The sequence below is a fragment of the Mycobacterium sp. OAE908 genome, assembly GCF_017872775.1.
GTDB lineage: Bacteria > Actinomycetota > Actinomycetes > Mycobacteriales > Mycobacteriaceae > Mycobacterium.
In genome coordinates, this window is record NZ_JAGGJL010000001.1 from 163,306 (window position 1) to 184,616 (window position 21,311).

Below are 21,311 nucleotides of genomic sequence, written 5' to 3' on the forward strand. Positions count from 1 at the left end.
TTGAACCGCTTGCCTGAGGCGAAGGAATCGAGGCGAGTAGCTGCCGTGAACTCACCATCACCATTCGGACAGAACGAGTGGTTGGTCGAGGAGATGTATCGCAAATTTCGCGAGGATCCCTCGTCGGTAGACCCGAGTTGGCATGAATTCCTAGTCGACTACTCGCCAGAACCAACCACGGAGACGCATCCCACCATCGGCAACGGGCAACCCGCGCAAGCGCCCGTCGCACCGCCGGAACCGGCGCCCGCCCCCGCGCCTGCCCCGAAGGCCGACGCGGGCAACGGCGTCGCCGCCGCGCCCGCGAAGGCGCCGGAACCGCCGAAGCCTGCGGCCAAACCGGCAGCCCCGCCCATCACGCCTGCCGAGGGCTCCGAATCGCAGGTGCTGCGCGGTGCCGCGGCCGCGGTCGTGAAGAACATGTCAGCATCGCTCGAGGTGCCGACCGCGACGAGCGTGCGGGCCATCCCGGCCAAGCTGCTGATCGACAACCGGATCGTCATCAACAACCACCTCAAGCGAACCCGCGGCGGCAAGATCTCGTTCACGCACCTGATCGGCTACGCCTTGGTGCAGGCGGTCAAGAAGTTCCCGAACATGAACCGCCACTTCGCCGAGGTGGACGGCAAGCCGAATTCGGTCACCCCCGAGCACGTCAACCTCGGCCTCGCGATCGACCTGCAGGGCAAAGACGGTGCTCGGCAACTCGTCGTCGCGGCCATAAAGGGTTGCGAGACAATGCAATTCGGCCAGTTCATCGCAGGCTATGAGGACATCGTCCGGCGTGCCCGCGACGGCAAGCTGACCGCCGAGGACTTTTCCGGCGTCACGATCTCGCTGACCAACCCGGGCACCATCGGCACCGTGCACTCGGTGCCGCGGCTGATGCGCGGCCAGGGCGCGATCATCGGCGTCGGCGCGATGGAGTACCCGGCGGAGTTCCAGGGCGCCAGCGAGGAACGCATCGCCGAACTCGGCGTCGGCAAACTGGTCACGTTCACATCGACCTACGACCACCGGATCATTCAGGGCGCGGAGTCGGGCGACTTCCTGCGGACCATTCACGAATTACTGCTGTCCGACGACTTTTTCGACGATATCTTCCGTGAGCTCGGCATCCCGTATGAGCCGGTGCGCTGGCGCACGGACAACCCCGACTCGATCGTCGACAAGAACGCCCGTGTCATCGAGTTGATCGCGGCCTACCGCAACCGCGGCCACCTGATGGCCGACATCGACCCGCTGCGCCTGGACAAGAGCCGGTTCCGCAGTCACCCGGACCTCGACGTGGCCACGCACGGCCTGACGCTGTGGGATCTGGACCGCGAGTTCAAGGTCGACGGATTCGCGGGCAAGGAATACAAGAAGCTGCGCGACGTGCTCGGGCTGTTGCGCGACGCGTATTGCCGGCATGTTGGCGTCGAGTACACCCACATTCTCGAGCCCGAGCAGCAGAAGTGGCTGCAGGAGCGGATCGAGGTCAAGCACGACAAGCCGACCGTCGCGCAGCAGAAGTACATACTGTCGAAGCTGAACGCAGCAGAGGCGTTCGAGACGTTCCTGCAGACCAAATACGTTGGGCAGAAACGATTCTCGCTCGAAGGCGCGGAGACCGTCATCCCGATGATGGATGCGGCCATCGACAGGGCGGCCGAGCATGCGCTCGACGAGGTCGTCATCGGTATGCCACACCGCGGCAGGCTCAATGTGCTGGCCAACATCGTCGGCAAGCCCTACTCGCAGATCTTCTCCGAGTTCGAGGGCAACCTCAACCCGTCGCAGGCGCACGGTTCCGGCGACGTGAAGTACCACCTTGGCGCAACCGGCAATTACATTCAGATGTTCGGCGACAACGACATTCAGGTGTCGCTGGTCGCCAACCCGTCGCATCTGGAGGCCGTCGACCCCGTGCTGGAGGGCCTGGTTCGCGCGAAGCAGGACCTGCTGGACAAGGGCGACGCGCCGGACGGCTTCTCCGTCGTGCCGATGATGCTGCACGGCGACGCTGCATTCGCGGGCCAGGGCGTGGTGGCCGAGACGCTGAACCTGGCGCTGCTGCGCGGTTACCGCACCGGCGGCACGATCCACATCATCGTCAACAACCAGATCGGCTTCACCACATCGCCGAACGACTCGCGGTCCTCGGAGTACTGCACCGACGTCGCGAAAATGATCGGCGCGCCGATCTTCCACGTCAACGGCGACGACCCCGAGGCGTGTGTGTGGGTGGCGCGGCTTGCCGTGGACTTCCGCCAGAAGTTCAAGAAGGACGTCGTCATCGACATGCTGTGCTACCGCCGCCGCGGGCACAACGAGGGCGACGACCCGTCGATGACACAGCCGTACATGTACGACGTCATCGACACCAAGCGCGGCTCGCGCAAGACCTACACCGAAGCGCTGATCGGCCGTGGCGACATCTCGATGAAAGAGGCCGAGGACGCCCTGCGCGACTACCAGGGCCAGCTGGAGCGGGTGTTCAACGAGGTGCGCGACCTCGAGAAGCATCCGATCGCGCCGAGTTCCTCGGTGGAGTCCGATCAGATGGTGCCCGCAGGCATGACCACCGCGGTGGACAAGTCTCTGCTCGCCCGCATCGGTGACGCGCACTTGGCGTTCCCCGACGATTTCAACGTGCATCCGCGCGTCATGCCCGTCCTGGAGAAGCGCAGGGAGATGGCGTACGAGGGCAAGGTCGACTGGGCGTTCGCCGAGCTTCTTGCGCTCGGCTCATTCCTGGCCGAGGGCAAGACGATTCGGCTGTCCGGCCAGGACACCCGTCGTGGCACGTTCACGCAACGGCATTCGGTGATCATCGACCGCAAAACCGGTCGGGAGTTCACCCCGCTGCAGTTGCTGACGACCAACACCGACGGCACGCCGACCGGCGGCAAGTTCATGGTCTACGACTCGGCGCTGTCGGAGTTCGCAGCGGTCGGCTTCGAGTACGGCTACTCGGTCGGCAATCCCGACGCACTTGTGTTGTGGGAGGCGCAGTTCGGCGACTTCGTCAACGGCGCGCAGTCGATCATCGACGAGTTCATTTCGTCCGGCGAGGCCAAATGGGGCCAGCTGTCCGACGTGGTGCTGCTGCTGCCGCACGGCCACGAGGGCCAGGGACCTGACCACACGTCGGCGCGCATCGAGCGGTTCCTGCTGCTGTGGGCAGAGGGCTCGATGACGATCGCGATGCCGTCGACACCCGCGAACTACTTCCATCTGCTGCGCCGCCACGGCCTGGACGGAATTCACCGGCCGCTGATCGTGGCAACGCCAAAGTCCATGCTGCGCAACAAGGCTGCGGTCAGCGATCTCAAGGACTTCACCGAGGGCAAGTTCCGGTCGGTCATCGAGGAGCCCACCTACGACGAGGGCATCGGAGACCGCAACAAGGTCAAGCGGATGCTGCTGACCAGCGGCAAGATCTACTACGAGCTCGTCGCGCGGAAGAACAAGGACAACCGCGACGACGTCGCGATCGTCCGTATCGAGCAGCTTGCTCCGTTGCCCCGGCGGCGGCTGTCCGAGACGCTGGACCGGTATCCGAACATCGAGCAGTACTTCTGGGTGCAGGAGGAGCCTGCGAACCAGGGTGCCTGGCCGACGTTCGGGCTCACGCTTCCTGAGGTGTGCTCGGACAGGCTGTCTGGCATCAAGCGGATTTCGCGTCGCGCGATGTCGGCGCCGTCGTCGGGCTCGTCGAAGGTGCACGCCGTCGAGCAGCAGGAGATCATCGACGAGGCGTTCGCCGAGTAGCCGGTCGTTTTTGCGTTCAGGGTCGTGGACCTCGGTGGTTCACGACCCTGAACGCATTTTTGAGCGCCTAGTCGGCGAGCAAACGCTGCGGGGACCGTCGACCATCCCCGCCGACGAGCTTTTCGCCCGTGAGATAGATCACTTGACATTTCTGGAATCGCAGGTAGCGGATCCCGCTTGTAGCAGGCAGTTGCCACCTCTGCATAGAAGCGATGGCAGACCGACCGAAGGACGGGACCGCTCATGACGACACCGCTACTGGCTCGCTCCGCCAAGATGACGCAAACGGCCACTTTCGCGGCACTCACGCTGGTTGCTGTCGTCGCCGGGCTGTTCGCAGGCCCCGCCACAACGGCCAACGCCGCTGACGACGCGTGCGCCGCCGTCGAGGTCGTGTTCGCCCGCGGCACTTTCGAGGCGCCCGGCGTCGGTGCCACCGGACAAGCATTCGTCGACGCGTTGCAAGCCCGGTTGCCGGGTAAGACGGTCGAGGTGTACGGGGTCGACTATCCGGCTTCGCTGGATTTCGGGCAGGCCGTCACCGGAATTGCCGACTCTGTCAACAAGATTCAGTCGATCGCCGCACAATGCCCATCGACAAAGATCGTGCTCGGCGGTTACTCGCAGGGCGCCGCTGTCGCCGGTTACACCACATCCAGTGTTGTGCCCGCTGGATACACACTGCCGGCAGGCATCTCCGGACCAATGCCCGCATCCGTCGCCTCCCACGTCTCGGCTGTGGTCCTGTTCGGCACTCCGGACCCCTGGTTCCTTGGCCTGGCCGATCGCAACGCACCGCCGATAACCATCGGTGACCTGTACGCCGGCAAGACGATTCAGCTGTGCGCCACTGGCGACCCGGTCTGCTTTCCCGGTGGCCTGGATCGCTCCGCACACAGCTCGTACAAGTCAAACGGCATGGCCGATCAGGCGGCCGACTTCGTGGCCGGCAAGCTCGGCGGCTCTGCACCGGTGGCGCCGGTCGTGCAAACCGCCGGCGAGGCCGATCCCGGAAACTGAGACAAACCCTCGCCGACGGCCGGAAGTCAGTCCCGAAGGACTGCTTCCGGCCGTCGCTCATTCACAGCCCGTTGACAGCGAAAGACGTAGCGCCCCATAGCCGGTAGCGGCGATCTACCTTGGACGAATGACTGCTGTAGACGTTCGCCAGCACGAGGCCGACTACGGGTACGACGGGGACTACCGCGCCATACCGGCACCCGCAGTCGCCGGCATCACCGCGGCGACCAGCGCCGCCCTGCTCGCGTCGGCTGCCAGATGTGTGCGGCGGGGTAAACCGCTCGCGGCGGCGGTGACCGGTGGCACGGGTGCGTCCATCATCGCGACCGCGGCGCTGTTCATCCGCACCACCCGCGTCGGCAAATTCGAGGCGTGGGCCGACATCCTGAAGGACCTGCGCCTGCGCGGCGACGAAACCCTCCTCGACATGGGCTGCGGACGTGGCGCGGTGCTGCTCGCCGCGGCCAAGCTGCTACCGAACGGCCGGGCAATCGGCGTCGACATCTGGCGCGCCGACCAGACGCACAACGCCGAGCAGAATACGCTGCGCAACGCCGAGATCGAGGGCGTCGCGGATCGTGTCGAGGTGCGGACCGCCGACATCACCGACCTGCCGTTCGACGACGACAGCTTCGACGTCATCGTCAGCAGCCTTGTGGTGCACAACATTCCGGACGCAGACGCGCGCGCGAAGGCCGTCAGTGAAGCGGCGCGGGTGTTGCGTCCCCGCGGCAAGCTGGCGCTTGTCGACATCTTCTACACCAACCACTACGCCAGCCAACTGCGCGCACTCGGCTGGACCGACGTTCGTCGTCGCAATCTGGGCTGGCGGATGTGGTGGGGCCCGGGCATGGGCACGCACGTCATCACGGCGATGAAACCGGCATAGGGCCGCTGTAAGCGGGACCGCCGGTACCGACTAGCCTCGACCCGAGTCGTCTGACGCGAGGGAGTTGGTTATGCAGGGCTTCGCCGGAAAGGTCGCGGTGGTGACCGGCGCCGGGTCGGGTATTGGGCAGGCGCTGGCCGTCGAGCTGGCGCGTTCAGGCGCCAGCCTGGCGATCAGCGACGTCAACACCGAAGGTCTGGCAGAGACCGAAGAGCGACTGAAGGCCATTGGCGCGGCGGTGAAGGCCGACCGGCTCGACGTCACCGAGCGCGGGGCATTCGAGTTGTACGCCGACGCGGTCAAGGAGCACTTCGGCAAGGTCAACCAGATCTACAACAACGCGGGCATCGCGTTCGCAGGCGACATCGAGGTCACCGAATTCAAGGACATCGAGAAGGTGATGGACGTCGACTTCTGGGGCGTCGTCAACGGCACCAAGGTATTCCTGCCGCACCTGATCGAGTCCGGCGACGGCCACGTCATCAACGTCTCCAGCATCTTCGGGTTGTTCGCGGTGCCCGGACAGGCCGCCTACAACGCGGCGAAGTTCGCCGTCCGCGGCTTCACCGAGGCACTGCGCCAGGAGATGGCGTTGGCCGGGCATCCGGTGAAGGTGACGACCGTGCACCCCGGCGGCATCAAGACCAACATCGTGCGCAACATGACCGCCGTCGACGGCGTCGATAAGGAAAAGCTGACCAACACCTTCGACAAGAAGCTCGCCAACACCACTCCCGAGAAGGCAGCGCGGATCATCCTCGACGGCGTCCGTAAGAACAAAGCCCGCGTGCTCGTCGGCCCCGATGCCACGGCGCTCGACCTGATCGTCCGCGTCACCGGCTCGGGTTATCAGCGGCTGTTCTCGACGGTGATGTCGCGGATGGTGCCCGAAGCGCACTGAACCACCCGTTCCTCGCGATCGTGAGTGATGTGAGGGGGTCAACCACGGGGCGTGCCAGCACGCACCCGGATCTGACAACCCGAGAGGAACGCAGACATGAAGCACAAACTGATATGCGCAAGCTGCATGGTCGCCGCCGCTGTCATGGGCGCGGCACCTGCACACGCCGGTCCCCCCAACGCCGAATGCGGCGCACCGGGAGCCACCAGCACTCCGGGTAATGCGGCGACGTCGCCCGGTTCGGTGTTCAACGAACCCGGCGTCAACAGCACCAATGGCGGCAAAGGCAATCAGGCATATGAAAATGCTGGGGCGCCGTCGCAGTATGACGTCGCGTGCGCCAAGGTGACAGCGGCCGAAGCCGGCACGCCGCAGCAGACCACCCCGCCGCCGGACGTCATCACCAACAATTCGCGGGCCACCAGAGCGATTTCGCACGTCGGTAAGGGCGCCGACAAGTAGCGCGATCGTCGCGCTCTACGGCCGCGAGAGTGCTTGGAATGTACGCAGATTGCGGCGTGTCGACGTGCAGACACGCACGCTCGGCGTAGTCAGCGGCCGAGTGGGTGCGCGTCGAGCCATGCGTCGGCCACCTGCCCGGGTTCCTTACCCTCGGCGACCTGCCTGCGCATGTCGACAAGTGAGCCGCTGTCGAGCACGCCTGCCACCTCGTTGAGCGCAAGCACCTGCTGCTCGTTCAACTCGTTGCGGCGGTACAGCGGGACCAGGTTCTCGGCGCGGATCAGTGCGGTCTTGTCGGACAGCACGACCAACTCGGCCGGGATGTTCGGCGTGGCGGTCGTCGTCCACGCCGCGTTGATCTGCCCGGCTTTCAGTGCGGCGAAAAGGGTTGTGCTGTCCTTGAATTCGCGTGGCCGCGGCAACGAGCACGGGCCGACCTTCGCCGGTGTGGCCGTGCCAGGCAAGGCGCCGGCGACGATCTTGGCGCAATTGCTGACCGCCGCGGTGACGTCGCGTCCACCCCACGCGCCTGCCGTCTGCTCGGTAACCGCTACTGCGGGCTTGTCCTCAGCCGAGGTTGTATAGTCGCCCGCCGCAACACCTTCCGGCAACGCAGACAGCAGCGCGCGGTACACCTGCGCGTCTGCTCGCGCGGTGGCGTCGGGGTCGAATCTGGCCAGCAGTTGGCCGGTGAAGCCCGGTGTCACCCGAACGTCGCCGGAATCCAACTCCCCCACCGGATCCGACACCGATTTCACATGCGCCGGGCTGCCATAGAACCGCAGCGCGGCGGCATACAAGTGCGCCACCAACTGCGATTCCGGCTCGGACCTGGCGCCCACTGTGATCGACGGCGGCCCGGCAGGCGCCCCACATCCGACGAGGATCAGCGCGAGGAGCGCGACCGCGAACCGGCGCATAGGGCCCGTCAGAGCTCAGCGGCCGCGGCCACCGCCGCTGCGACCTCCGGAGCGACCCGAGGATCGAGCGGGCTTGGCACGATCCGGTCCGCGGCGAGGTCGTCGCAGGCGACCGCGAAGATCGCTTCTGCGGCAGCCACTTTCATCCGCTCGGTGATCCGCCGGGCGCCCGCATCCAGCGCACCGCGGAAGATGCCAGGGAACGCCAGCACATTGTTGATCTGGTTCGGGAAGTCACTGCGCCCGGTCGCCACCACCGAGGCGTACTTCGCGGCCACATCGGGATGGATCTCCGGGTCGGGATTCGACAGCGCCATCACGATGCCATCGGGGGCCATTGTCGCGACCAACTCCTCTGGCACCACACCGCCGGAGACACCGAGGAACATGTCGGCACCCTTGAGCGCGTCGGCCATGCCGCCGGTCAGGCCGTCGGGGTTGGTGCGCCCCGCCAACTCGGCCTTCACCGGAGTCAAGCCGTCACGGCCGGAATGCAGGATGCCGCGGGTGTCGACCACGGTGATATCCGAAACACCTGCTGCCAGAAGGATATTCGCGCATGCGACGCCCGCGGCGCCGACGCCGGAGATCACCACGCGAAGCGAAGCCATGTCCCGGTCCAGCACCTTCGTGGCGCCCATCAGCGCCGCGAGCACGACGATCGCGGTGCCGTGCTGGTCGTCGTGCATCACCGGGCAGTCGAGCGCCTCGATCAGGCGACGCTCGATCTCGAAGCAGCGTGGCGCCGAGATGTCCTCGAGATTGACCGCCCCGAACGTCGGCCGCAGCCGCACCAGGGTTTCAACGATCTCGTCGGGATCCTTGGTGTCCAACACGATCGGGATCGAGTCCAGTTCGCCGAACGCCTTGAACAGCGCGCACTTGCCTTCCATCACCGGCAGCGCGGCCGCGGGCCCGATGTCGCCGAGGCCGAGCACCGCGGTGCCGTCGCTGACCACGGCCACCAGCCTGTTGGCCCACGTGTAGCGGGCGGCCAGCGTGCGGTCGGCGGCGATCGCCCGGCTGACCTGCGCCACACCGGGCGTGTAGGCGATCGACAGGGCGCGCTGCGTGTCCAGCGGCGCCTTCAGCTCGGCCGACAGCTTGCCGCCTACGTGAGCCTCGAAGATCTCCTCATCGGTGACGACAACCTGCGGGGTTTGGACTTCGTGCGGCACCGTTTCAGTCACCGCGTCAGGCTACTTGCCCGAATTAACGAGGCCGCCGACGGGGTTGTGAATTTTGCGAATATTCGGCTCAAATCAGCCCGAGCTCGGTGACCGCCTTGCGTTCGTCGTCGAGTTCCGCGGTCGACTTGTCGATGCGGGCACGGGAGAACTCGTCGATCTCCAGGCCCTGGACGATCGACCAGTTGCCGTCCTTCGTCGTGACCGGGAACGACGAGATCAGTCCCTCGGGCACGCCGTAGCTGCCGTCGGAGAGCACCGCCATCGACACCCAGTCGCCCTCGGCGCTGCCCAGCAGCCAGTCACGGGCGGCGTCGGTGGTTGCCGACGCAGCCGATGCGGCAGAGGAGGCGCCGCGGGCGTCGATGATCGCCGCGCCGCGCTTGGCGACGGTCGGAATGAAGTCGTTCTCGATCCAGGCCTGGTCGTTGACGACCTCGGCGGCGTTCTTGCCGCTGACCTCCGCGTGGAAGATGTCGGGGTACTGGGTGGCCGAGTGGTTGCCCCAGATCGTCACCTTCTTGATGTCGGTGACGGCCGCCCCGGTCTTCTTGGCCAGCTGCGAGATCGCCCGGTTGTGGTCGAGGCGAGTCAGCGCGGAGAACCGCTCCTTGGGGATGTCGGGCGCGTTGCTCATCGCGATCAGCGCGTTGGTGTTGGCCGGGTTGCCGGTGACACCGATCCGGATGTCCTCGGCGGCGACCTCGTTGAGCGCCTTGCCCTGGGCAGTGAAGATCGCGCCGTTGGCCTCCAGCAGGTCACCGCGCTCCATGCCCGGGCCACGCGGCCGGGCGCCGACCAGCAGGGCCAGGTTCGTGCCGTCGAAGATCTTGTTGGCGTCCGAGCCGATCTCCACACCCGCGAGCAGCGGGAACGCGCAGTCGTCGAGTTCCATCACGACACCCTCGAGCGCCTTGAGCGCCGGCTCGATCTCCAGCAGCCGCAGTTCGATCGGCCGGTCGGGGCCGAGCAGCGATCCGCTGGCCAGGCGGAACAACAGGCTGTAGCCGATCTGGCCTGCGGCACCGGTGACGGCGACCTTGAGGGGAGTTGTGCTCACGTCAGATGCTCCTTAGGCGAAGTCCGATTGCCCGCACCGCGGGCGAGGGTCTGTCCGGGACGAAACTAGCGCACGGGCTTGCGCAGCTGGTGTCTGGGTGTATCGCGACGCGTAGCATTGATCCGCTGGTCAGACCTGCGCGACGAGGGGAGTTTGAGATGCCGTCGTTCCGCGGACTACCGCCCTCTCTACGGCCGGTGGCACGACCCAAGCACACCCACCCGGATGTGAAGTCGATTCATGTGCCGGTGGCGCGGGCCATGGTCGACTGCGGCATCTATGTCGACGGTCAGCGCGCGCCGGGCAAGTACACCCACGCCGCCGCGCTGAACAAAGTCCATGAGCTCGAACGCGAAGGCAAGGACGCGTTCGTCTGGATCGGCCTGCACGAACCCGACGAACACCAGATGCAGGCCGTCGCCGACGTGTTCTGCCTGCACGAGCTGGCCGTCGAGGACGCGGTGCACGCCCACCAGCGGCCCAAGTTGGAGCGCTACGACAAGACGCTGTTCCTGGTGCTCAAGACCGTGAAGTACGTCGAGCACGAATCGATGATCAACGCCCGCGAGATCGTCGAGACCGGCGAGATCATGATCTTCGTCGGACCCGACTTCGTGGTCACCGTCCGCCACGGCGACCACGGTGGGCTGGCCGATGTGCGAAGGCGGCTCGACGCCTCACCCGCGATTCTCAAGCTGGGGCCGTACGCGATCATGCACGCGATCGCCGACCACGTCGTCGACAAATACCTCGACATCACCGATTCGATCGAAACCGACATCGATGCGATGGAAGAGGACATCTTCTCGCCGGGAAAGCAGACCAACATCGAGTGCATCTATCTGCTCAAGCGCGAGGTGGTCGAATTGCGCAGGGCTGTCTCGCCGTTGACGCTCGCCCTGCAGCGCATGGGCACCGACCACAACGACCTGATCTCGATCGAGGTCCGCCGCTACCTGCGCGACGTCCTCGACCACAACATCCAGGCCTCCGACCGGATCGCCAGCTACGACGACATGTTGAGTTCGCTGGTGCAGGCCGCGCTTGGCAAGGTCGCGATGCAGCAGAACGTCGACATGCGCAAGATCTCGGCGTGGGTGGCCATCGCGGCGATTCCGACAGCGCTGGCAGGCATCTACGGGATGAACTTCGACCACATGCCCGAATTGCACTGGGTCTGGGGCTATCCGACCGTGCTTCTCACCATGGTGGTCGTCTGCTCACTGCTGTACCGGACCTTCCGCCGCAACCACTGGCTCTAATTCGGCTGTGCCGCAGGGCGCGACGGGTCCAGCACGTCGACGCCGTCCTGCACCCACGCCTCTCGCATCGCGTCGGCGCCCTTGAGCCGCACCCAGGCGGCCTCGGTGGCCGTGATCGGTGTGGCAGACAGCAGCTTGACCGGCGGCAGCGGATCGGTCAGCGGGACGTCGTCAATGTCGCTGCGGTCCAACAGGAATGCTGTGAAAGGCGCCGACTCCCACAGCGGGGTCTCGAGGTCGATCAGCGCGTCGGGCTCGAGAACCAGGCCTTCGACGGCGGGCGCGGCAGCCACGATGGCCACCGAGCGCGTAAGGCCCGCGGGTGACGGGCCCCGCAATGCGACAACGACCTCGGCCCGCGGACCGTGCAGCGCGTCTGTCACCATCTCCGTCGGGTCGAACATCGGGTTGCGCGAACATCCAAGCGACACATAGTGACTGACGCCATCGCTGTCGGGACCGAACCGCAACAGGTCAATGCGCTCAGTGCCGAGAAACGTCACGCTGGCTTCGTCGGGTTCGGCGATGATCCCGGCCCGGGTGAAGTGCTCGCCAAGATGCGAGCGGACCTTCGCCAGGACGTCGATCACTCGGCAGGCGGCGGCGGGTCGCTGAGCGGCTCGGAGGTCGGCGCTTCAGGCTGGGCCTGCGAACCGGCGGGCTCGATAGTCAGATTCACTCCGGAGTCGGCGTCGAAGATCGCGATCTTGGTGGTGTCGAACGCCAGCTCCATGGTCTGGCCAGGCGTCACCTTCGACTCGGTGGAAACCCGTGCGACGAACTCGTTTTCACCGCCTTCGGATTCGGCTGCCGCGGCCAGCTGGGCCGACTGCGCGCTCGCCCCCTCCAAGTTGAAGTGCACGTACTTCTCGGCGCCGAGCGATTCCACCACGTCGACCTTCACCTCGAAGACCAGCGCCCTGATCCGCTGATAGGTGTCGATCAGGCTGGCGTCCTCGAGGTGTTCGGGCCGGATCCCGACGATCACGTTGTTGGGTTTCGGGTGCTTGTCGAGCATGTCGTGGACCTCTTGGGTCAACGTGATCTCGCCCATCGGCAGGCGCACGCCGACGTCGGTCAGCGTGGCGGGGAAGAAGTTCATCGCGGGAGACCCGATGAACCCGGCGACGAACAGGTTGGCCGGCCTGCTGTACAGCTCGTCGGGTGTGCCGATCTGCTGGGCCACGCCGCCCAGCAGTACCACCACCCGGTCGCCCAGCGTCATCGCCTCGGTCTGATCGTGGGTGACGTAGACGGTCGTGGTGCGCAACCGGGTCTGCAGCCGCGCGATCTCCGATCGCATCTGGACGCGCAACTTGGCGTCGAGGTTGGACAGCGGCTCGTCCATCAGGAAGGCCTTGGGATCACGCACGATCGCACGGCCCATGGCTACTCGCTGCCGCTGACCACCCGAGAGCTGTCCCGGTTTGCGATCCAAAAGCTCGGTCAGGCCAAGGATTTTCGCGGTGTCCTCGACCTTCTGCGCGATCTCGTCCTTCTTCACCTTGGCCAACGTCAGCGGAAACGCAATGTTCTGCCGGACGGTCATGTGCGGGTACAGCGCGTACGACTGGAACACCATTGCGATGTCGCGGTCCTTGGGTGCCTTCTCATTCACCCGCTCTCCGCCGATACGCAACTCGCCTGACGAGATCTCCTCGAGGCCGGCGATCATGTTCAGCGTCGTTGACTTTCCGCAGCCCGACGGTCCGACCAGAATGATGAACTCGCCGTCGGCGATCGTCAGCGACAGATCCTTCACGGCCGTAGCGCCGTTCGGGTAACTCTTGGTCACCCTGTCCAACACGATTTCGGCCATGCAACTATCCCTTCACCGCACCGGACGTCAGGCCGGCGACGATCCGTCGTTGGAAGATTAGAACAAAGACAATGATCGGGATGGTGATGACCATCGCGCCCGCTGCGATGGAGCCCGTCGGTTCCTCGAATTGCGAACTGCCGGTGAAGTTGGCGATCGCCACCGGAGCCGTGATGGCACGCTGAGTGGCCGTCAACGACAACGCCAGCAGCAGGTCGTTCCACGCGAAGATGAACACCAGAATCGCGGCGGTGACGATGCCCGGCGCGGCCAGCGGGGCGATCACCCTGCGGAACGCCTGGGCCGGTGTGGCGCCGTCCATCTTCGCCGCCTTCTCCAAATCCCAAGGGATCTCCCGGAAGAAGGCCGACAGCGTGTAGATCGCCAGCGGCAGCGCGAACGTGATGTAGGGGATGATCAGGCCCGGCCAGGTGTTGAACAGCCCGATGGTGCGCCACATGTTGAAGATCGGCGTCACCAGCGAGATCTGCGGGAACATCGCGATCAGCAGCGCAACGCCGATCAGCAGCCGCTTGCCCGGAAACGCCAGTCGCGCAACGGCATAGGCCGCCATGCCGCCGAACACCACCGCAATCACGGTGGTGATCAACCCGATGCCGATCGAATTGATCAGTGCCGAGGTGAAGATGTCGCCGTGGAAAATCCCCTTGTAGTTGTCGAAGGTGATCTGCGAGGGGATCAGCTTGCCGTCCTTGACGCTCGACGTCGGCTTCAATGACAGGCTCAGGATCCACAGCACCGGAAACAGCGCGTACAAGACGACGAGAATGTTGACGACGGTCCAACCCGTTGCCCGTCCCGCGCCGACCTTTTCGCGCGTCATCAGCGCCTCTCCTCATCGGACCCGGGCGCCGAAGCACCGAAGAGCTTGATGTAGATGAACGCGATGATCGCCACCGACAGGAAGATCAACACGCTGATCGCCGAGCCCAGTCCGAGGTTGAACGCCTTGAATAGGTTGTCGTAGCCAAGGATCGACACCGAGCCCGTCTGGTTTGCGCCGCCGGTCAGCACATAGATGTTGTCGAAGATCCGGAACGCATCCAGCGTGCGGAACAGCAGCGCCACCAGAATCGCCGGTTTGATCAGCGGCAGAATCACTTTGACCAACCGCTTCCACGCGCCCGCCCCGTCGACCTGGGCCGCGTTCAGCAGATCCTGTGGCACCAGGGCCAATCCGGCGAGCAGCAACAGCGCCATGAACGGCGTCGTCTTCCACACCTCGGCCAGCACCACGATCGCAAGCGACGGCAGCTGTTCGGTCAGCGGCGCGCTGCCTTCTGGCAGCAGGTTGGCCAGATAGCCGGTGCCCGGCGTCCACGCGTAATACCAGCTGTACGAAGCGGCGACGGTGACGATCCCGTACGGGATCAGAATCGCGGTGCGCACCACGCCCTTACCGAAGATCGTGCGATGCATGACGAGCGCCAGCGCCATGCCGAGCACGAACTCGATGGCCACCGATACCACCGTGATCGCCAGCGTCACCACAAACGCCGTCCACCAATACCGGTCGGACAGCACGGTGATGTAGTTCTGCAAGCCGACGAACGACGTGTCGTCCGGTGTCGCGAGGTTGTAGCGCTGCAGGCTCAGCCACACCGCGTAACCGATCGGGTAGGCGGTGACCGCAAGCATCAACAGCACCGCGGGCGCGATCAACAGATACGCCAGGCGCCGCTCCGATTTCGTGTCGTCGGTGCCACCGGTTGGCGTGGTTGATGCGGCTGGCTCTGCAACCGCGGTCATGGGATCAGCCCCTTACCGTCGATGGCCTTTTGCACCTGGACCGTGAGCTCGTCGGCGGTGCGGTCGGGATCGATGTTGGTGATCGGCGCAAGCGTGACCGAGATGCGCGTCGACACCGCTTGATAAACGGGCGTCGCGGGCCGTACGGCGGCGTTGGTCAACTGTTCTTTGATGATCGCGTACTGCGGGTACTTCGCCTGGAACGTCGGATCGTCGTACAGCGAGGTCCGCACGGCAGGCAGGCCGCCCTCGACGGAGGTGTACCGCTGATTCTCGACGTTACGCAGGCACCGGATCGCCTCGAAGGCCTCCGCGCGGTGCTGAGTGGTCTTGGCGACCGCCAGGTTCAGCCCGCCCAGCGTCACTTTGGCCGGCTCCCCCGCCTTCACACCCGGATAGTTCGCGAACCCGAAGACTTCCTTGCTCGCGTCATAGGCGGATTTGAACTGCTCGTCGGTGGGCGAGAACGTGCCTGCGTCGTTGATGCTGCCCGCCAGATCGGGCTTCTTGTCCAGCGGCAGGAAGCTCACCCCGCCCTTGACGGCGTTCTCGAGCATCGAAGGCAACACGAACGGCCAGTTCACCTCGAGCGCGGCTTTGCCCTGCTCGAGAGCGAGTCGCGCGGTGCCCTCGTCGGTCTGCGTGATCGACGGGTCGGCACCCGGTGCGGTGGCAACGGCCTTCATGATCTGCAGCGCCTTGACCGTCGCGGCGCGGTGCTCAGGGGTATCGGTCAGCGTGACGGTCTTGCCGTCGTCGGAAAGCACTTGACCGCCAGCGCTTTCCAGCAAGGTGTTGAACCACACGACCAAACCCTCGTACTGCTTGGCCTGTACCGCGATCCAGCTGGGCTTGCCTGCGTCGTGCAGGCGCGTGGCCTCGTCGACCATGCCGTCCCAGGTCTCGGGCGGCTTGTCCATCAAATCGGCCCGGTACCAAAGCAATTGGGTGTTGGTCGTAATCGGGGCGGCATACAGTTTGTTCTGCCAAGTGGCGGTTTCCAGCGGACCCGGCAGCGTGTTGCTCTTGGCGTCCGATTCCGCCTTTCCTGCCGGGTCTTCCGAAAGCGGCAAAGCCCAACCAGCCTCGGCGAACTCGGCGGTCCACACCACGTCGAGCGCCATCACGTCGAGCGTCTTGTCGTTTCCATTGAGGCGCCGAGCCAACTGCAGGCGCTGATCGTCGGCGCCCTTCGGCAAGCTGACCTGTTGGATTCTGAAGCGGCCGCCGAGTTCCTCGTTACACCGCTTGGCGACTGCGGTGAACGTGGCCATCTCGTTAGCCGGGGTGTAGTAGTCGATGACGATTCCCCCGCCGCCGGATCCGCACGCGGAGACCACTGACGCAGTCGTCAACGCGGCCAATGCCGCAGCACCTAGCCGCCGTGGGCCCACCACTGAACTCCCGCCTGCGTCTAAATGTCGCCGCCGGGGCGGCTCCGACGGGACTCTCCCGCGGGCAAACCGTATTGCCAGTTAGGCGTGATTCGCAACACTTTCGGCGCGCGCGTCGCGCACCGTTACGCAATTGCGGCGGGCCCACGCGCAAGCTGGGGAGGTGCGCAAACTGCCAGCTAATTCCGGCGTGTCTGCGGGCGGACACGCACGCTCGCGGCTGGAGGCGCTAGATCGTCAAGCGCGCCAGTAGATCCCGGCCCTTTTCTGCGCTCTGTGGATCACACAGAACGTCGTAGCGGCCCGCGACCAGCTGCATGGTCGAGCTGAAATCTCTTGTGCCGCGCGCCATCGCATACGGGATCGCCGACGTGATCAAGCCGAAGAACACCCCGGCCACCAAACCGGTGATCAGCGCGCCCCACGGACTGGGGCTGAAAAAGCCGAGGATCAGGCCGATGAACAGGCCAAGCCACGCGCCCGTCACCACCCCACCGGCCAGCACCTTGGGCCAGGTCAACCTGCCGGTGACCCGTTCCACCTGCATCAGGTCGACGCCGACGATGGTCACCTGCTGCACCGGGAACTCTTGGTCGGACAGGTAGTCGACGGCGCGCTGCGCCTCGGCATACGTCGGGTACGAGCCGATCGGCCAGCCCTTCGGCGGGGTGGGCAGCGCGGCCGGACCACCGCGTCCAGGAGTCGCGGTGCCCGGCGTCACGCCCGGGGTCTGTCCTGGCTGAAACGGGCTGGTCATCGCTCTTCCATCTCCTTTGTGCGCACCTGAGTTTCGTCGCTGCTCTCACTCGGACCAACGCTGCGACGCCCGCAATGGTGCCCGGCACGTGCGCTAGGTTGATCAGCATGACAAATCCGGGCGACGACGCAGGCCAAACGCCATCATCGGACTCCAACGACGGGGCGTCGGAGCCGGCGTCCGGGGGTTATGAGGCGCCCCCGATCGAGCAGTCCGCGGACAACCCTGCCAGCTCCGCGCAGTCCGACGCGACGCAACAGATCCAGCAGCCCGGCTACACCCCGCCTCCGGCCTACACCCCTCCGCCGGTGTACGACGCGCCCAGCTATCCCCAACAGCCGGGCTACCCCAACTTTCCGCCGCCCGACTATTCGGCGCCGACGGACTATCCCGCGCCTGGCGCTGCCCAGCCGGGCTACCCTCCCCCGCCGTACCCCGGTGCGCCCGGCTACGGCGTGCCGTCGTATCCGCCGCCGCCGCAATACGGGACCCCTCAGTACGGGACACCTCAGTACGGCACGCCGCCGTATGGGGCGCCGACGCCCGGCTATCCGCCGCCGCCGACGGGCTACGGCCCACCGCCGACCGGCTATCCGGCACCCGATTACTCGATCTACGGACCACCCCCGCAGAAGACGAACACGATGGCGATCGCCTCGCTCATCGCATCGTTCGTCGGCTTTGTGTGCTGGCTCGGTTCGATCGCCGGGATCGTCCTCGGCATCGTTGCGATGAATCAGATCAAGCAGTCTCGAGAACAGGGGCACGGTTTGGCGGTGGCGGGCATTGCCATCGGCGCGGTTTCACTGATCGTCGGCTTCATCTTCATGGTTTTGGCGTTCAACAGCTGACGATGACCGAGAGCCAGCCCGAGCAGCCGCCTGTCGACTATCCGGCCGACGCCGGATTGCCGCCTCCGGTCTATCCGCCGCCGTATCCGGGCGCGACCGGCTACCCGGGCTACGACCCGTACCGGCCCATGAAACCCCCTGGCACGAACGGCAAAGCGATCGCGGCGCTTGTCACGTCGCTGCTGGGGCTGGTGTGTTGCGGCCTGCCGTCGATAGCGGGTCTGGTCCTCGGCATCATCGGCATGCGCGAGACCAGGCGCACCGGCCAGGATGGCTATGCGCTCGCGCTGGTCGGCACGATCATCGGCGGCCTCGCGGTCGCCGGGTGGGTGGTCTACCTGCTGCTGTCGATCAGCATCTACGCCAGCGGCTGGCAGTGGGCGCCCTGAGCTAACTGGGCGGGGAGAACGGCTCGGTCGTGCGCTCCATGCCCGCGGCCCGGCCCTTCGCCGCGATCACCAACGCCATTTTGCGGCTGGCCTCGTCGATCATCTCGTCGCCGAGCATCACCGCGCCACGCGCGCCGCCTGCCCGCGACGTATGCCACTCGTAGGCCTCGAGAATCAGCTCGGCGTGGTCGTAATCGGACTGTCGCGGGCTGAAAACCTCGTTGCCAGCCTCGATCTGATCGGGATGCAACACCCACTTGCCGTCATACCCCAGCGCGGCCGACCGTCCTGCCACCCGCCGGAAACCGTCAACGTCACGCACTTTCAGATATGGCCCGTCGATGGCGAGAACCCCGTGCGTGCGGGCGGCGACCAGGATTCGCATCAACACATGGTGATGCGCGTCGCCGACGTCGTAACCCTCCGGCTGCTCACCCACCTCCAGGGTGCGCATGTTGAGGCTTGCCGCCATATCCGCGGGCCCGAGGACCAGCGCCTGCATTCTCGGCGCGGCCGCGATCGCGTCAATGTTGGTCAGCCCCTTGGCGTTTTCGATCTGCGCCTCAATTCCGATGCGGCCCACCGGGAGTCCGTGCGTGGTCTCGAGCTGGCTCAGCAGCAGGTCGAGCGCGTGGATGTGCGAGACGTCAGTCACCTTGGGCAGCACGACAATGTCGAGCGCGGCGTCCTTTGCAGAAGCGACAGTCGAAACCACCTCGATCACGTCGGCGTACGTCCATGGCGTCGTCCAGTCGTTGACCCGCACCCCGCGCAGTTGGCCCGCCCATCCCGGTTCGGCGAGCGCGAGCGCGACCTGCGTGCGCGCCTCGGCCTTGGCGTCGGGTGCGACGGCGTCCTCGAGGTCGAGGAACACCTCATCGGCCGGCAGATTCTTTGCCTTCTCGATCATCTTGGGGTTGCTGCCAGGAACCGAGAGGCAGGTTCGACGGGGCCGATAAGCATTTTCCACAGCCCTACTCTCTACTCTCTACAGACATGGCAGCGGTGAACAGGGTCTATGCGGCCCGGCTCGCGGGGATGGTGGTGCTGGGCCCCGACGGCGAGTCCATCGGCCGTGTCCGCGATGTGGTGATCAGCATCGGTGTGGCCCGCCACCAGCCGCGCGTGCTCGGCCTCGTCGTCGAATTGCTCACCCGCCGAAGGATTTTCGTTCCGATTCTGCGGGTCACCGCCATCGAGCCGAGCGCAGTCACACTGGCGACGGGCAACGTCTCGCTTCGTCGCTTCTCGCAGCGGCCCAACGAGGTGTTGGTGCTCGGCGAAGTGATCGAAACCCGTGTCCGCGTCGATGATCCCGACCTGCCGGAGCTGGCCGGAATCGACGTCGTCGTGGTCGACCTCGGCATCGAACAGACCCGCACCAGGGATTGGGTCGTCACCAGGGTCGCCGTGCGGCCGCAACGTCGGCTCGGCCGACGCTCCAATGTCGCGATTGCCGACTGGAATCGGGTGCAGGGGCTGACACCGTCCGGGTTGGCGATGCCCGACCAGGGCGTCGGCCAACTGCTCGAACTATTCGCGGGCCAGCGGCCGATCGAGGTCGCCGAAGCGATTCGCGAACTGCCGGAGAAGCGGCGCCTCGAGGTGGTCAGGGCGCTGGACGACGAGCGGCTCGCCGACGTGCTGCAGGAGCTGCCCGAGGACGAGCAGGCCGAGGTGCTGCGGCGGTTGGAGACCGAGCGGGCGGCCGACGTGCTCGAAGCGATGGATCCCGACGACGCGGCCGACCTGCTCGGCACGATGACGCCGGCAGACGCCGAGCAGTTCCTGAGGCGGATGGATCCCGAGGATTCCGAGGACGTGCGGCGGCTGCTGAGCCACTCGCCGGACACGGCGGGCGGCTTGATGACGTCGGAACCGGTGGTGCTCGCGCCCGACAACACCGTCGCCGAAGCGCTCGCCAGGGTTCGCGACCCCGACCTCACCCCAGCGGTCGCTTCACTGGTCTTCGTGACCCGCGCGCCAACGGCCACCCCGACCGGGCACTACCTGGGTTGCGTGCACCTGCAGCGGCTGCTTCGCGAGCCGCCGGCCGAGCTGGTCAGCGGCATCCTCGACAAAGATCTGCCGAGCCTGAGCCCTCAGGACCCGCTCGCGGCGGTGACCCGCTATTTCGCTGCGTACAACCTGGTCTGCGGCCCGGTTGTCGACGAGGAGAACCACCTGCTGGGCGCGGTGTCCGTCGACGACGTCCTCGACCACCTGCTGCCCGACGATTGGCGTGAACGCGAAGAACCCGAGCTGTCCGGCGCCGAAAGGGAGCTCCCATGAGCGACTTGTCGGCGCGCCAGCGGCTGGACACCCCGCGCACGTCGCGTAGCCGCTTCTCGCTGAACGTCGATGCGGAGGCGGTGGGGCGATTCAGCGAATCGATCGCGCGCTTCCTCGGCACCGGCCGCTTCCTGCTGTGGCAGTCCATCGTGGTGATCGTCTGGATCTCGCTGAACCTGTTCGCGGTCAAGCTGCGGTGGGATCCGTATCCGTTCATCCTGCTCAACCTGGCGTTCTCCACCCAGGCCGCCTACGCGGCGCCGCTGATCCTGCTGGCCCAGAACCGCCAGGAAAACCGCGACCGGGTTGCGTTGGAAGAGGACCGCCGCCGCGCCGAACGGACCAAAGCCGACACCGAGTATCTGGCCCGTGAGCTGGCAGCTCTGCGGCTGGCCGTCGGTGAGGTCGCCACCCGCGACTACCTGAGGCGCGAACTCGAGGAATTGCGCGAACTGCTGGTTGCACTGCAGCCGAAGCAACCGCCGACGGACGGGGAGGCGACGACCAAGCCCGACGGTTCGGAGCGGCGCACCAAAAGACCGAGCTAACCGGCTTAAGCCATTGCTACAACGCTCGAATCGA

General features: G+C 65.8%; 20 protein-coding genes. 10 read left to right on the forward strand and 10 right to left on the reverse strand.

The genetic code is table 11. The features are described from left to right. Window positions 1-45 precede the first annotated feature (45 nt). The 5 genes from J3E61_RS00720 (at window position 46) to J3E61_RS00740 (ending at window position 7,028) form a co-directional block, all read left to right on the forward strand. Window positions 46-3,756, forward strand: a complete 3,711-nt coding sequence (locus J3E61_RS00720; protein ID WP_210082244.1) for a multifunctional oxoglutarate decarboxylase/oxoglutarate dehydrogenase thiamine pyrophosphate-binding subunit/dihydrolipoyllysine-residue succinyltransferase subunit — start codon at window positions 46-48, stop codon at window positions 3,754-3,756. A gap of 243 nt (window positions 3,757-3,999) precedes the next feature. Continuing rightward, window positions 4,000-4,776 carry a cutinase family protein gene (locus tag J3E61_RS00725; RefSeq protein WP_192726639.1) on the forward strand — a complete coding sequence of 259 codons (777 nt, stop codon included), beginning with the start codon at window positions 4,000-4,002 and terminating at the stop codon, window positions 4,774-4,776. A gap of 127 nt (window positions 4,777-4,903) precedes the next feature. Then, window positions 4,904-5,665 carry a class I SAM-dependent methyltransferase gene (locus J3E61_RS00730; protein ID WP_210082245.1) on the forward strand — a complete coding sequence of 254 codons (762 nt, stop codon included), beginning with the start codon at window positions 4,904-4,906 and terminating at the stop codon, window positions 5,663-5,665. Between the two features lie 70 nt (window positions 5,666-5,735). After that, on the forward strand, window positions 5,736-6,566 hold the full coding sequence (locus tag J3E61_RS00735; RefSeq protein WP_210082246.1) for an SDR family NAD(P)-dependent oxidoreductase: 831 nt from the start codon (window positions 5,736-5,738) through the stop codon (window positions 6,564-6,566). 96 nt (window positions 6,567-6,662) lie between these two features. After that, window positions 6,663-7,028 carry a hypothetical protein gene (locus tag J3E61_RS00740; protein ID WP_210082247.1) on the forward strand — a complete coding sequence of 122 codons (366 nt, stop codon included), beginning with the start codon at window positions 6,663-6,665 and terminating at the stop codon, window positions 7,026-7,028. A gap of 89 nt (window positions 7,029-7,117) precedes the next feature. Here the strand turns inward: J3E61_RS00740 and J3E61_RS00745 are convergent, their stop codons facing one another. From J3E61_RS00745 to J3E61_RS00755, 3 genes are all read right to left on the reverse strand, one after another. Further along, window positions 7,118-7,948 carry a hypothetical protein gene (locus tag J3E61_RS00745; protein WP_210082248.1) on the reverse strand — a complete coding sequence of 277 codons (831 nt, stop codon included), beginning with the start codon at window positions 7,946-7,948 and terminating at the stop codon, window positions 7,118-7,120. 8 nt (window positions 7,949-7,956) lie between these two features. Beyond that, complete coding sequence (locus J3E61_RS00750; RefSeq protein WP_210082249.1) at window positions 7,957-9,138, reverse strand: NADP-dependent malic enzyme; 1,182 nt, start codon at window positions 9,136-9,138, stop codon at window positions 7,957-7,959. A 67-nt stretch (window positions 9,139-9,205) separates the two neighbouring features. After that, entirely contained in the window at window positions 9,206-10,195 is a 990-nt protein-coding gene (locus J3E61_RS00755; protein WP_210082250.1) for a malate dehydrogenase, read from the reverse strand. Window positions 10,196-10,353: 158 nt separating this feature from the next. Between J3E61_RS00755 and corA the strand changes: the two genes are divergently transcribed. Next, window positions 10,354-11,457, forward strand: coding sequence for a magnesium/cobalt transporter CorA (gene corA / locus J3E61_RS00760; RefSeq protein WP_192726646.1), 1,104 nt, complete (start codon window positions 10,354-10,356; stop codon window positions 11,455-11,457). On the opposite strand, the gene J3E61_RS00765 is transcribed toward corA, so the two are convergent. The 6 genes from J3E61_RS00765 to J3E61_RS00790 form a co-directional block, all read right to left on the reverse strand. Further along, window positions 11,454-12,047, reverse strand: a complete 594-nt coding sequence (locus tag J3E61_RS00765) for a suppressor of fused domain protein (protein ID WP_192726647.1) — start codon at window positions 12,045-12,047, stop codon at window positions 11,454-11,456. The two genes, corA and J3E61_RS00765, sit on opposite strands and share 4 nt — an antisense overlap. Beyond that, the gene (gene ugpC / locus J3E61_RS00770; protein ID WP_192726648.1) at window positions 12,044-13,276 is read right to left on the reverse strand and encodes a sn-glycerol-3-phosphate ABC transporter ATP-binding protein UgpC; all 1,233 of its coding nucleotides are present in this window, start codon (window positions 13,274-13,276) and stop codon (window positions 12,044-12,046) included. Before ugpC ends, J3E61_RS00765 begins: the two co-directional genes overlap by 4 nt. A gap of 4 nt (window positions 13,277-13,280) precedes the next feature. Beyond that, window positions 13,281-14,120, reverse strand: a complete 840-nt coding sequence (locus tag J3E61_RS00775) for a carbohydrate ABC transporter permease (protein ID WP_210082251.1) — start codon at window positions 14,118-14,120, stop codon at window positions 13,281-13,283. Beyond that, the gene (locus tag J3E61_RS00780; protein ID WP_210082252.1) at window positions 14,120-15,046 is read right to left on the reverse strand and encodes a sugar ABC transporter permease; all 927 of its coding nucleotides are present in this window, start codon (window positions 15,044-15,046) and stop codon (window positions 14,120-14,122) included. The genes J3E61_RS00775 and J3E61_RS00780 overlap by 1 nt, the downstream gene beginning before the upstream one ends. Beyond that, entirely contained in the window at window positions 15,043-16,440 is a 1,398-nt protein-coding gene (locus J3E61_RS00785; RefSeq protein ID WP_210082253.1) for an ABC transporter substrate-binding protein, read from the reverse strand. The genes J3E61_RS00780 and J3E61_RS00785 overlap by 4 nt, the downstream gene beginning before the upstream one ends. 229 nt (window positions 16,441-16,669) lie before the next feature. Beyond that, window positions 16,670-17,197: a magnesium transporter gene (locus J3E61_RS00790; protein ID WP_192726652.1), complete on the reverse strand. Its 528-nt coding sequence runs from the start codon at window positions 17,195-17,197 to the stop codon at window positions 16,670-16,672. 107 nt (window positions 17,198-17,304) lie between these two features. Here J3E61_RS00790 and J3E61_RS00795 point away from each other — a divergent pair, with 107 nt between their 5' ends. Both J3E61_RS00795 and J3E61_RS00800 read left to right on the forward strand, forming a co-directional pair. Further along, the gene (locus J3E61_RS00795; RefSeq protein WP_210082254.1) at window positions 17,305-18,048 is read left to right on the forward strand and encodes a DUF4190 domain-containing protein; all 744 of its coding nucleotides are present in this window, start codon (window positions 17,305-17,307) and stop codon (window positions 18,046-18,048) included. Window positions 18,049-18,050: 2 nt separating this feature from the next. Beyond that, window positions 18,051-18,437: a DUF4190 domain-containing protein gene (locus J3E61_RS00800; protein WP_210082255.1), complete on the forward strand. Its 387-nt coding sequence runs from the start codon at window positions 18,051-18,053 to the stop codon at window positions 18,435-18,437. A gap of 1 nt (window position 18,438) precedes the next feature. Here the strand turns inward: J3E61_RS00800 and J3E61_RS00805 are convergent, their stop codons facing one another. Beyond that, window positions 18,439-19,407 (reverse strand): CoA ester lyase, encoded by a 969-nt coding sequence (locus J3E61_RS00805; RefSeq protein WP_210082256.1) that lies wholly within the window; start codon window positions 19,405-19,407, stop codon window positions 18,439-18,441. 26 nt (window positions 19,408-19,433) lie between these two features. Between J3E61_RS00805 and J3E61_RS00810 the strand changes: the two genes are divergently transcribed. After that, window positions 19,434-20,729, forward strand: a complete 1,296-nt coding sequence (locus J3E61_RS00810; RefSeq protein ID WP_192726656.1) for a CBS domain-containing protein — start codon at window positions 19,434-19,436, stop codon at window positions 20,727-20,729. After that, a complete protein-coding gene (locus tag J3E61_RS00815) occupies window positions 20,726-21,277 on the forward strand; it encodes a DUF1003 domain-containing protein (RefSeq protein WP_192726657.1) in 552 nt (183 codons plus the stop codon). The genes J3E61_RS00810 and J3E61_RS00815 overlap by 4 nt, the downstream gene beginning before the upstream one ends. Window positions 21,278-21,311: the final 34 nt, after the last annotated feature.